Source organism: Streptomyces sp. SAS_270 (assembly GCF_052543295.1).
Genome location: NZ_JBMNDS010000074.1, coordinates 40,784 through 52,147 on the forward strand (window position 1 = coordinate 40,784; position 11,364 = coordinate 52,147).

The window sequence follows — 11,364 nt, forward strand, 5'->3', positions numbered from 1 at the left end:
CCCGGTGCAGACCCGTGATCGTGGAGTATAGGAACGGCGCGTGCCGCCCTGTCATCCACGCTCGCCTGCCTGACCGGAAGGACCGCAGATCAGTGACACACAGTCTGCTGCTAATCATCGGCATCACTGCCGTGATCATGTGGAGTCAGTTCTCCGCGCGGCCGGTCCGGTCACTGACCTATGTGTGGGTCGCCCTCCTCATCGTGCGCGGCTGCGTTCCACCGGGTCCGAGTCGCATGACCTCGGCCGGAATCGCGTTCCTCGTCGCCGGGCTGATCGTTTCGGTCCTGGCCGGCGTCCTACGCGGTCGCACCATGCCGATATGGCGGGAAGGGGACGGGCGGCTGTACCGCAAGGGCGGTCGGGAGACGCTGCTGCTGTGGCTCGCCACCATCGCCGTCAAGCTGGGCCTGGGCGCCGTCGCGGAAGCCGCGTTTGATGAGCCGTTCAACGGAAACGCTCTGTGGCTCGGCCTGGGTGTCACGTTGGGTGTGCAGCATCTTGTGATGACGTACTACGGCCGTCGTCTGCCGGTACCGGAGTCAACGTCGCAACTATCGCTCGATACGCATTGATCAGGGCAATCAAGGGACCTTGGACCAGACACGTATCGAGATCCGGAGCGAGCTCAGGACAATCGTGTGGCGCGGTCGCTCGGGCGTGCCTCCCCTGCTGTCACGCTTGGTTACTATGCTCACTTCATGCCGGAGGCCGGAAGCAAGGGGCGCACCGCCGTTGACGGGCTGCTGGTGAGGTACGGAGGCGACTGTGCCCCTCGAAACTCCCCGGATTCCCCTCAGGGCTGATCGCGGACGTTTCTCCGGATTGCATCGCGTTGGATGTGCCGTGGAACGTAAGGCAAATGAACGATGGGGCCTTGGAGAATGCTGAGACAGGTCGCCGCCACCAGATACATCACGCCGCTGCGTGAGGGCGGCTCGCTGCCGGGGCTCGTCGAGGCCGACGATCTCGGCATGTACGTCATGAAGTCCTCCACCTCGCCCCGCTGACCTGGGCGTTCGGGCTCGGGAGGCGTCCTGACCTGCACTGACGTGTCTTTCTGGGTCTTTCATGTTCGTGCGGCCTTGCGCGGCCGATTCTCCCCAGGGGCTCCCCAGGGGGCTCAATTCTCCCCAGATTCTCCCCAGGGGCTTGCCCTGCAGAGAGGCTTGCCGACGAGGTTCAGGCGCTAAATCGCCTGGTCACTCTATGTGCCGGGTGAGGTCCGACGTCGGCGGTACTTGGCTGGTGCCTCGTCGAGCGGCGGGGCACCATCGGCATTTGTTCGATCACGCGCTGCCGACGGGGGGCGGCGGTGTCGTCTCGACCCGTTCGCGATGACGCATCACGTGGAGTGTGTCGCCATGCTTGAACCGGCCGCGAAGGGATCCTGACCTGGTGTTTTGTGCGTGCGCATTATGTGTGGTGTGGGCGTAACGGGCGACATCTTGATGCTGAAATGACGCTCGTGACGCTCATCTGCCGCTCGTTCTGTTGGAGTGCCAGGCACCTTGGCGGGGGATTCCGGGTCGGCCGGGTACTGCGTTTCGGTTCAGGCATAGGGCGGCGGGCCGTTGTCGCCCTCCATCCCGTTGGCAGCCCGAGCCACTCACGTTCGTGCCGCTGCCCTGTCGGCGATCGAGTCCAGGGCGGCGGTCACAGTCTTTCGCAACGTCGCGGCGTCGGCACCGGCTCGGGAGCGCAGGTTGACGCCATAAGCGAGCAGCGTCAGCAGATCCGCGGAGACATCGGGGGCGATGCTGGGGGTGATTTGCCCCTCGTGTTCGGCGGTGACGAGCGCCGTGTACATCGCGTCGCGCAGCTCTCGGTGGTGCTGGTCCAGGACGGTGCGCACGTCCGGATCGCTGTTCTCGGCCCCGGCGTGGGCGTTGGCGACCATGCAGCCCCAGCGGGCGTACTCACCTGAGCAGCGGGCCTCGATCAGGCCGTCGAAGAACTCGGCAACGGCCGGGAGCCCCCGCTCGTCCTCGGCCAGGCGCCGGAACATCGGCTGGGACCGCTGCTCCAGGTAGCGGCGCAGTGCGGCCAGGTAGAGCTCCTGCTTGCCGCCGAACGTGCCGTACAGGCTGGAGCGGTTGAGCCCGGTCGCGCTCACCACGTCCTGGATGCCGGTCGAGGCCACGCCCTGCCGCCAGAACAGCCGCACCACGGTCTCCAGGGTGGTGTCCGGATCGAAGTGTTTGATGTCCGGCATGCTCCACCCCGCCATCTTGAAATAAGGATTCCAAGATACTCCCGTACGGCTGGTGCGGCGCCCCGCGGGACCCTATCTTGGAACGGTCATTTCAAGTTTCTTCGCTCCAGCCGTCAGCCAGGAGGAATCAGCGCCATGGCCGCATCGACCACTTTGAACGCCGAACTGCGCATCTACTACCAAGCACGCCAGCAGCAGATCCCCGCGGAGATCAGGACGATCATGCGGCGGGCCGGTCAGGAACTCGCCGACTCCGGCCAGGCCGATCGCGCCCTGACCACGGGCGCGCAGGCCCAGGGCTTCAGCCTCCCCTCCGCGACCGGGCAGACCCTGGCCCTGGACGGCCTACTCACCCACGGCCCGGTCGTGCTGACCTTCTACCGCGGTGCCTGGTGCCCGTACTGCAACATCGCCCTGCGCTCCCTCCAGCAGCACCACGAGGCCATTGCCGCTCGCGGCGCCCGCCTGGTGGCCATCTCCCCGCAGATCCCCGACGAGTCCCTCACCCTGTCCGAGAAGCACTCCCTCACCTTCGACGTCCTCAGCGACCTGGGTTCGGATACCGCCAAGCAGTACGGCCTCGCCTTCGACCTCCCCGACGACCTCGCCGCCGTCTACGACAAGCTCGGCTTCGATCTCCAGCGCGTCAACGGCGGCCACCCGCGGACCCTCCCACTGCCCGCGACCTACGTCATCGACCGCGACGGCGTGATCCGCTGGGCCTTCGTCACCACCGACTACACCACCCGCGCCGAACCGGCCGACATCCTCGCCGCCCTCGACGCATTGGACTGATGGTTTCGCGGTCGCCCGACACGTGCCGTAGGCAGGGTCGCAGTCAGTCGGCCGCGCGGTCGCGCGCGGCCGGCGACGCCCTGGACGCTCGGCGAGCACGGCGGGCGGCCCAGGGATGTGCCGCGTAGCTCGTCGCATCAACCACACGTCCACGCCGAGTAACTGACGGCCCTTCACTGACCTGGCCGGCCGGGCATTATGGCTCCGCCGGTTCGAACAAACGCTATACAGTCAGCGCTGTGAGCGGCGCGATGTACCACTTCGGGGAGTACGAGCTGGACACAGGTCGTCGTCGGCTCAGCCACGACGGACAGCAGGTACACATCGAACCTGAAGCCCTGGATCTGCTGTGCCACCTGGTCGAGCACCACGACCGCCCCGTGCCCACGGCGGAGCTCGTGGGTACGGTGGGACGCGGTCGCGCGGTCAGCGACGCCGCATTTGCCGCCTGGTTACGTGCCGCCCGCCTCGCGATCGGGGACAGCGGCACCCGACAACAGTCCATCCGCACCGTGCGGGGGCGCGGCTTCCAGTTCGTCGCGCGCATGAAGGCGGCCTCGACCTCTGTACAAGCCTCGCCCACCGTCCGCGTCACGGGCGCGGTGTCGGAGGCGGACCACGAGGTCATACGGTTCTGCCGGTCCGTCGACGGCACCCGTATCGCCTACGCGGTCACCGGCGAGGGTCCGCCCCTGGTGAAGACTGCCAACTGGCTGACCCACCTCGATCTCGACCGGACTACCCCTATGTGGGCCCACTGGTTCGACGGGCTCACCCGTGGCCGGCAGTTGATCCGCTACGACGAGCGGGGCTGCGGTCTTTCGGCATGGGACATGGGCAGCTTCGCCCTCGACGACCTGGTCGCCGACCTTGACTCCGTGGCCGATGCCGTCGGCCTTGACCGTTTCCCTCTGCTCGGGGTGTCGCAGGGGGGTGCGGTGGCGGTCGCCTATGCCGCGCTTCGTCCTGAGCGGGTCAGTCGGCTGGTCCTCACCTCGGCCTATGCCCGGGGCCAGTTGATCCGTGCCGGCAGTGACGACGAGCGCGATGCTGCGGAGGTGGACCTGAACATCGCCCGCGTCGGATGGCGCTCGCAGGACAGCAGCTTCCTGCGCTACGTCGCCTCCCAGTTCCTAGCCGACGCCACGCCTGCCGAGTGGGACGCCTTCGCCGCATATCAACGGCAGACGACCTCAGCCGCCAACGGCCTGCGGTTCCTGGAGGAGTTCGCCCGGATCGACGTCTCCGGCATCGCTCACCAGGTGACCTGCCCCACGCTGATTGTCCACTGCCGAGACGACGCGCGCATCCCCGTCTCGCAGGCCCTGGAATTGGCCATGCTCATCCCCGACAGCCGGCTGGTCCTGCTCGAAAGCCGTAACCACCTGTTCACCGCTGACGATCCCGCCTGGCCGACCTTCCTCTCCCACCTCGACAACTTCCTCGCCGAATAGCCCGGCAGGCAGGCTCTCGGCAACCTGCGCGGACGGACCCGGCAAGGGGCTGCCCGGCCCCATGGCCGGACAGCCCCTCCACAAGGTATTCAGTGGCCTCCCGCAGGAGGCCGGACCTCGCCTCGGCTAGCCGATGACGATGTCGCAGTCGGCCCTCCCGTGATCGGCGATGTCGGCGAAGCCAGCCTGGATGTTCGGGTCGTACGCCGCCGAGCTGATGGTGCGGGTCGTGTTGCCAGGTACGGCCTTCTTGGCGGTCGCGTGCGAGACGGCCGAGGCGTCCCAGGTCAGGTCGCACTTCCAGTGGAAGGTGCGGACGAGGAGGTGCGAGTTGTGCCCGCTTCCCGTGATCGACCAGTTGCCGGACGAGTTCACCACCAAGGTGACGCCGCCGCTGACACCCCGGCTGGTGTGGTTCGTGGCGAACGTGACCGACTGGCCGTCCGCCGAGACCGTCTTGGTGGTGTCGTTGGCCTGCGCGGGAATCGCTCCGAGCAGCAGGGAGCCCAGCCCGGCCCCCGAGGCGATCAGCAGCGCCAGCCCCCGCCGAGTCCGGATCAGGCCGGACGTCCTGGTGTTGTCGACTCGCATCGTCGTCCTTCTCTCTCGTGTCTGTGAGGTGATCTCCGGGCCGGGGTGATGTCCGTGTGACTGCTCCCCGGCCCGGCACCGCTCCAGCATCACGCCCGCCACCAGGCCAAAGCTTGGTGGAACTCTGAGGCTCTTCTGAGGGGAGGCTGAGGGCGCAATCCTCAGACGGCGGGCCGGGTCGGGCAGCCGGGTCCGTGGGACGACTTACGGGATATCGGCTCGGGCGTGGTCGTCGACGCCGGCGATGGCGAGGTGTGAGAGCGGTTGGAGGCGACGCTCTCCTCGGGTGTCACGGCGTCCGTCTGAAAGCGCTTCGATGCGCTGGTTCGGGGCGGCCAGGACACGGAGCTCGTCGCGCAATGGGGAGGCGACGCCTCATCGGCACCAACCGGCCGAGTGCGATCAGCCCCAGGACCGTACCCGGCGAGCACGCGGAAGGGATGCGATCCAGTCCTGTTTAGCGGTGCCTTCTAGCGGTGGCTTCGCCGTGGGCGCCCCGGAAGACGCGGAGCCCGCCGTCACTTCAGAGCCACTGGCGTCCCCGCCCGGGGTCATCCGGGCCGCGGCGGGTCGCCCCCGCTCACGACAGGGACCCACGCGCTCGTCGCCCCAGCGCGCAGGCAGTCGACTGCCTGCTCCGGCGGCCCGAAGCCGCCGACGGCTGAGGTCACTCGGACAGGAAAGCATCGATGTGGGACAGAAACTCGTCCCAGGCCGGTTCGAACGCGGTGAACAGATGATTGCGGCTCTTGAGCAGGACCAGTCGGCTGTCGGGGATGAGCGCGGCCAGCTCATTGGCCTGCGAGACCGGTACCCGTTCGTCGTCGCGCGAGTGGATGATCAGCGTTGGGCACTCGACCCGGTGGGCGATGTCGGAGACGTCGATGCGGGCGAACTCCTCCAGGAAACGGACCCCGTTGGCCGGCGAGGTCGTCTGCCGCAGGAAGACTGTGAACTCGTCCCAGTCCTCCGGAGTGCCCTCAGGCAGGAACTGGGAGGCGAAGACCCGCAGGAATCCGGGGTCCTGGTCTTTCCATCCCACCCGGGCCAGATCCAGGTCCAGGGTTGCCTCCTCGCGCTCAAAATCATTCCGGGCTCGCACCTGCCGTCCTTGGGCGTAGGCCCCGGCGAGGATGAGCCGACTGACCCGCTCTGGACGGCGTACGGCATAGGCCATCGCCACCGCACCGCCCTGCGACACTCCGAGCAGTGGGAAGCGGTCAAGTCCCGCAGCCTCGACGACGGTATCGAGATCGTCGACCCAGTCGTCAAACGTGAAGCCGGGCACTGTCCAATCCGAGAGGCCGCAGCCCCGCTCGTCATAGCGGATCAGCTGGCGGTTCCGGGCGAGGCCGCTCAGCCAGTGCGCCCACACCGGGGTCGTCCACTCAAGGTCGAGATGCGTCATCCAGTTGGCCGCCTTGAGCAGTGGCGGGCCCGAGCCGACGGAGGCATAGGCGATACGGATGCCGTCACCGGCCTGGCAGAACCGGATGGTCTGACGGTCGGCACCGAGCGGTCCGCCGACCGCTGCCGGCTTCATACCGGCATCCAGGCCGGGGCCGACGGACCTACCCGCCCCGATGACCGTCGCCGCAGCCACGAACTGGTATCCGCGCCGGTGCACGGTGCGGATCAGTTGCTGTCTGCTGCCGGTGTCGCCCACCGCCAGACGTACGGTCCGTAGCGCCGTGGTGAGCGCGGCTTCGCTGACAAAGCGGTCCCCCCACACTTCGTCGAGCAGTTCGCTCTTCGGTACCACCCGGTCCCGGTGCTCGACCAGGTGACGCAGCAGATCCAGCGCCCGGGGCTCGACGTGGACCGACTCGCCGGCCCTGCGGAGCTGGTGCCGAGCCATGTCCAGCTCGTACTCCCCGAAGCGATATGTGTCCCCCTCCACCTTTGCAGCGTACAACTCCCTTCTGGCGACGTACACATGAGCCATTCGCAGGTACTTCGGCAAGCAGCCGACAAGGGGCAGCCGGGTTATGGCGAGGCCAGCCACGTCGCCGCCTTCGGCAACAGCTCCGAGCTGCTCACCGCCACCTCCCAGTAGCCGACGGACGCCAGCGCCATGGCATGCACCACTGCCACCTTTACGATGCCGTCGCGCACCCGTGCGACGCCACCCGAACCCTCGACGCCCGGGGCAACAAACTCCACACGCCCAGGACCCAGCCCGGCCAGAAGCAGCCGAGACCTCTGATCGCCCAGACCGTGACGAGAAGGGCGTTGATGACGACGTATGCCATCAGGTCGCCGCGCCGCATCCGCTTCCTTGCACGTCTCGTTGCCGAAGCCGCGTGCCAGTCGGGGAACCCGGCCTGAGCCCTGGGCCGCGGCATACCGATTGCGTTAGTCTTCATGGCGCTGGCCACTCACTTCGCCTGGGCGATCGTGGGCCGCAGTGAGGGTCCGGCACAGTTGCGGCAGTTGCTGAACGTGGAGAGCAGCGTCAACGACGGCTTCGCCCTGCCGGTCGTTTTCCTGCTGATCGCCGCCGCCTGACGGCCGCCGACATGGAAGGCGTCGCCTGGGAAGATCGCGCTGGAGGTTCTGCTCGGCTTTGTCTTCGGTGTCGTACTGCCCCTCCTGGTCACCGTTCTGGTGCGTTTCCGGCTGCTTGGCACGGAGCCGAAGCTGCTGCCGCAGGCCACCGGCGTGATCCTGCACGACACATTGACCGGGGTCGACGCGGTGCGTTTCCCGGGCAGCGGCCTCCTCGGATGCGTCGTTTTGCCTGCCTGTGGCAGGTCCGATCGATCAGTGTCAGACGTGCCCGATAGTGTCCCCGTACTTGATGCGACCGGCGTTGGAGGAAGTGTGGCAAGACGTATGCGCGACGAGGCTTTTCGGGTTGAGCAGGAGCAGGGGCGCTACGCTTCCCATGTCCGTCCGATCAACGAGATGGTCGACGCCTTGCGTGAACCGGAGGGACGCGGCTGGATGCCGCATGTCGCCCCCTGGCACGGAGGAGCCGGTGCGCGCGTCTTGTCCATCCTGCGAGACCCCGGTCCGAAAACGCTGGAAGGCGCCGGCTCCGGATTCCTGTGTGTGGAGAACGACGATCCGACGGCGGAACTTCAGGCCCAGATCTTTGAGAAGGCCGGCGTAGCGCCGCATGACATCACTCCCTGGAACGCCTACCCCTGGTACATCAACCGCTCACCGAAGGCGGCGGAACTCCAGGCTGGCGCCGGGGTCCTGAAACAGCTGCTGGGGGTGATGCCGAAGACAGAGGTCGTGCTCCTCCAAGGCAAGGAAGCCCAGGACGTGTGGCGCCGCCTGCTCAAGGCACACCCCGATGCTGTCCGTGACCGGACTCTGAAGGTCGTGAGCACTTACCACCCCGGGCAACAGGCGCTCTTTGTACGAGACCCAGAGGAACGCGCGCGCCGCGCACAGCACCGAATCGACTCCTACCAGGCGGTCGGTGACGCGCTCCGTCAGACAGCTGGACAAATATCGACACAGTAGTCATGGCCTGAGTCGCCGGTAATGGCCCTGTGTCCGGCGGCAAATGAGCGTTCAGGAGCGCGAACCGTCGGGCCGGCCGGCAGTCTCAGCGTGGATACCTGGGGTCATATGACGCGCGGCAGGTTCGTGGCGCTGTCGCTACGTGTGCCGCGCTCTGGCGGTATGAAAAGGGAGGTTGCGATGACTGAGAAGCTGTTCACCCACAAGCAGGCCCTCGCCGCAGTGATCCAGGCGTTGGGTGGGATCTGGGACACCCAGCGTGCCGTACTGGCCCTGCGCGTTGCCGGCTACGTGCCGGCAAGTGATGAGGCCGCAGGAAAGGAGGCTCGACGCCATCTCCGGGACCTCGCCGATGACGGCCTGATCGTGAGGCCGGATCAGGACCAGGCTGTCTATCGACTGGCATGATCGAGGGTCCTCCAAGACTTCGAGGCCACGTCCGCTTGCTCTATGTCAAGCGACTGCTGAGAGTTGGTTCGGTGACTCCTCACAGGGTGAGCGTCGCGGAGAAGGGCCCGGTAGACGACATCGGAGAGCCTGCGCTTGAGGACGCGGATGGGTCTGCCGAAGGAGCGGCCGGACTTGACTCCGTGCGGGCCGACCGTAGGGACAGCGCCGCAGCTCACGGAAGCCGAGCTGGTCCCCATGGCGATGATGCGTGCCATGCTCGGTTTCGCCTCCGAGGTCAGTCGACTCCGGAATACCCGGGTCCATCTGCGCCGCCTCTACCCGTACCTGCTGCAGCAACCCGGCTACAACGAGCGGCCGCTGACCGGGGCCACGGCGGACGAACACGAAACCCTGCTCGACCTGCTCGTGGCCGAACTCTACGGGGGCGGGACCTTTGCTCCCGGGTGTCTCACCTGGTACGGGGGGTCGGTGGGAGCGTGCCCGTGTAGGCCGTTGCGGACGGGAGGGTGGGCACTCCGTCGGGCACCACGTCTTCGGACTGCTGCGAGGTACCGTCGCCGGACGTGCCGTCAGGGTAGCCGGAGCCCGTGGGCAGCCGGGACAGGGCACCCACGGCCAGGATGACCGCGGCGGCCATACCCAGGACGCGGCCCGCGCGTCGGCGTCTGGCCCGGCTGTCCATGTCCCGCCAAGCCGGACCGGGTGGCCGGTCCTCCAACTCCCACAACTCGCCCACCGCTTCCAACGGGGCGGATCCGATCTCGCGCATGTCCCCTGGGTGCCCCTGCCGCTCACCCTCCGGGTCAGCTGGACGAGGGCGGATCCCGGCCGCCCGCTCCCGCGCGGAGAGCTCCCTAGGTGCCGAAGCCCGGATCGCATGCTCGGTGTCTTGGAGGAACTTTCGCCATACGGCGTCTGGGGTGGGCGGAACACCGTCCCCGTCGCCCGGTGTTCCGCCCTGGCCTGGGCCTTCAGCGACCACGGCTTCTCTCCTCCTCGACCGGCATACAACTGCGGGCCGCTGCTGGCCGCGCGGACCGGCGGAAGAGGGCCGGAGCGTGGCGCATCGCCGAGGCCCAGGTGGTGGGCGACCTGCCGGCGGCCGATGCGGCCCGGACCCGCGATATTCTGCCGGTCACTCCTGGGCGCTGGGCCACCCTCAACCGACGAATCGGTCTCCCAGATGCAATTGTTGCACAGTGCAAAATGTGATCGCCAGTCCTTCGGGGTGTTTTCGCTCCGGGCGCAGTGCGTCGCCAATTGCACCATGTGTTACTGCGGCTCCGGGGCACGTCGGCCGGGAGCAGAGGCCGGTGCCAAGGCGTACGAAGGGAACGGCCCGGGCGGCCTCCCAAGACCCGGCGCCGCCGCTGTCGGTGGGAAAGGCTCACCTACAGTCGGGGGCGGGTCAGGGAGCGCAGTCGGGCGGGCAGCAGTGGACCCATATGCCTTCCCGGATGCGGCCGCTCGGGCGCGAGTGGCGATGCCTTCGTGGTCTCCATCACGACAGGCGAACAGCCGACCGCGGCGCAGTCGCTGGTGGTGACGGGCGTCGAGCAACAGCAGCAGCACCATCACGCCGAGGTCCCACAGCGACTCGCACAGGAACGTCGGGTGGTACAGGGCGATGTCTGGACTGTCGGCGGGCCGGTTCGCGGGATCGATATGGAGCGCCCACAGCAGGTCGGTGGGGCGGCCGTACGGCGTCCGTGGGACCCTTGGTCCTTCGCTCCCAACTCACCTTGGCAGTTCGGTAACGATCCATGTGCAGCCGACACCTGCACAGTGCAAACAAACATACGATCCACTGCATGAACAGAGCTGTGAAGATCGGCATAGCCGGTACGAGTACGGCGCTGCTCGTCGTCGGGGGAATCGGCGCCTACAGCGTCGTGCAGGCGTTGTCCAACGGGACGACGGACAGCAGTGAGCCCAAGGCGGCGCGCAGTTTCGACCCCGCGACGGCATCGAGCGAGCCCCCGTCGGACGCCAAGGCCGTCAAGCTGACCCGAACCTTTCTCGACAGCTGGTCCAAGCAACATCTCGACGCGGCGGCGGGCGCCACCGACTCAGCGGACACGGCCGCCTCGGAGATGCGGCACTACGCGGAGGGCCTGCACCTGAAGGCGCTGACCTTCCAGCACATCGCCTCGGCGGGTTCGTCGACGGTGACACCGGGCGCCGCCAAGGTCACCTTCGAGGTCACGGCCCGAGTGGCGGGCGGCACCTGGACCTATCAGAGCGCGGTGGCGGTGCTGCAGAGCACCAACGGCCTGCCGGCGGTCCACTGGAACAACTCGGTGCTCTATCCGGGCCTGGGCGACGACCAGTCGCTCACCGCGGGCAGGCTGCCGGCCGACGCGGTCACGGCGAAGGTGGTTGCCCGTGACGGGAAAGCGGACCTGTCCGCTTTTCCTTCAC

The 11,364-nt window shown here is 67.5% G+C and carries 11 protein-coding genes and 3 pseudogenes; 9 read left to right on the plus strand and 5 right to left on the minus strand.

Annotation, left to right across the window (positions count from 1 at the left end; genetic code table 11):
- The first annotated feature begins 92 nt into the window (after nt 1–92).
- Nucleotides 93–575 (plus strand): hypothetical protein, encoded by a 483-nt coding sequence (locus ACN6LB_RS35440; protein ID WP_356138766.1) that lies wholly within the window; start codon nt 93–95, stop codon nt 573–575.
- A gap of 309 nt (nt 576–884) precedes the next feature.
- Nucleotides 885–989, plus strand: a pseudogene (locus tag ACN6LB_RS35445) (HipA family kinase); the annotation flags it as partial.
- A 620-nt stretch (nt 990–1,609) separates the two neighbouring features.
- Here the strand turns inward: ACN6LB_RS35445 and ACN6LB_RS35450 are convergent.
- Nucleotides 1,610–2,215: a TetR/AcrR family transcriptional regulator gene (locus ACN6LB_RS35450; RefSeq protein WP_445029427.1), complete on the minus strand. Its 606-nt coding sequence runs from the start codon at nt 2,213–2,215 to the stop codon at nt 1,610–1,612.
- Between the two features lie 135 nt (nt 2,216–2,350).
- On the opposite strand from ACN6LB_RS35450, the gene ACN6LB_RS35455 reads away from it, so the two are divergent.
- A complete protein-coding gene (locus ACN6LB_RS35455; protein ID WP_445029428.1) occupies nt 2,351–3,010 on the plus strand; it encodes a peroxiredoxin-like family protein in 660 nt (219 codons plus the stop codon).
- Nucleotides 3,011–3,249: 239 nt separating this feature from the next.
- Nucleotides 3,250–4,464, plus strand: coding sequence for an alpha/beta fold hydrolase (locus ACN6LB_RS35460; protein ID WP_445029429.1), 1,215 nt, complete (start codon nt 3,250–3,252; stop codon nt 4,462–4,464).
- A 126-nt stretch (nt 4,465–4,590) separates the two neighbouring features.
- Here ACN6LB_RS35460 and ACN6LB_RS35465 read toward each other — a convergent pair whose 3' ends face one another.
- On the minus strand, nt 4,591–5,055 hold the full coding sequence (locus ACN6LB_RS35465) for a hypothetical protein (RefSeq protein WP_445029430.1): 465 nt from the start codon (nt 5,053–5,055) through the stop codon (nt 4,591–4,593).
- A gap of 667 nt (nt 5,056–5,722) precedes the next feature.
- Complete coding sequence (locus ACN6LB_RS35470) at nt 5,723–6,955, minus strand: alpha/beta fold hydrolase (RefSeq protein ID WP_445029431.1); 1,233 nt, start codon at nt 6,953–6,955, stop codon at nt 5,723–5,725.
- A gap of 464 nt (nt 6,956–7,419) precedes the next feature.
- Here ACN6LB_RS35470 and ACN6LB_RS35475 point away from each other — a divergent pair, with 464 nt between their 5' ends.
- From ACN6LB_RS35475 to ACN6LB_RS35490, 4 genes and pseudogenes are all read left to right on the plus strand, one after another.
- Nucleotides 7,420–7,563, plus strand: a complete 144-nt coding sequence (locus tag ACN6LB_RS35475; protein ID WP_445029432.1) for a hypothetical protein — start codon at nt 7,420–7,422, stop codon at nt 7,561–7,563.
- Between the two features lie 327 nt (nt 7,564–7,890).
- On the plus strand, nt 7,891–8,532 hold the full coding sequence (locus tag ACN6LB_RS35480; protein ID WP_445029433.1) for a uracil-DNA glycosylase: 642 nt from the start codon (nt 7,891–7,893) through the stop codon (nt 8,530–8,532).
- A gap of 180 nt (nt 8,533–8,712) precedes the next feature.
- The gene (locus ACN6LB_RS35485; protein WP_445029434.1) at nt 8,713–8,940 is read left to right on the plus strand and encodes a hypothetical protein; all 228 of its coding nucleotides are present in this window, start codon (nt 8,713–8,715) and stop codon (nt 8,938–8,940) included.
- Between the two features lie 147 nt (nt 8,941–9,087).
- A pseudogene (locus ACN6LB_RS35490) lies at nt 9,088–9,297 on the plus strand (IS982 family transposase); the annotation flags it as partial.
- 94 nt (nt 9,298–9,391) lie between these two features.
- On the opposite strand, the gene ACN6LB_RS35495 reads toward ACN6LB_RS35490, so the two are convergent.
- Nucleotides 9,392–9,712 (minus strand): hypothetical protein, encoded by a 321-nt coding sequence (locus tag ACN6LB_RS35495; RefSeq protein ID WP_445029437.1) that lies wholly within the window; start codon nt 9,710–9,712, stop codon nt 9,392–9,394.
- Between the two features lie 503 nt (nt 9,713–10,215).
- Nucleotides 10,216–10,632 (minus strand): annotated as a pseudogene (locus ACN6LB_RS35500) (prolipoprotein diacylglyceryl transferase); the annotation flags it as partial.
- Between the two features lie 122 nt (nt 10,633–10,754).
- Between ACN6LB_RS35500 and ACN6LB_RS35505 the strand changes: the two are divergent.
- Nucleotides 10,755–11,364, plus strand: a 610-nt coding sequence (locus tag ACN6LB_RS35505) for an NTF2-like N-terminal transpeptidase domain-containing protein (protein WP_445029435.1), incomplete at its 3' end; no start/stop codon positions are given.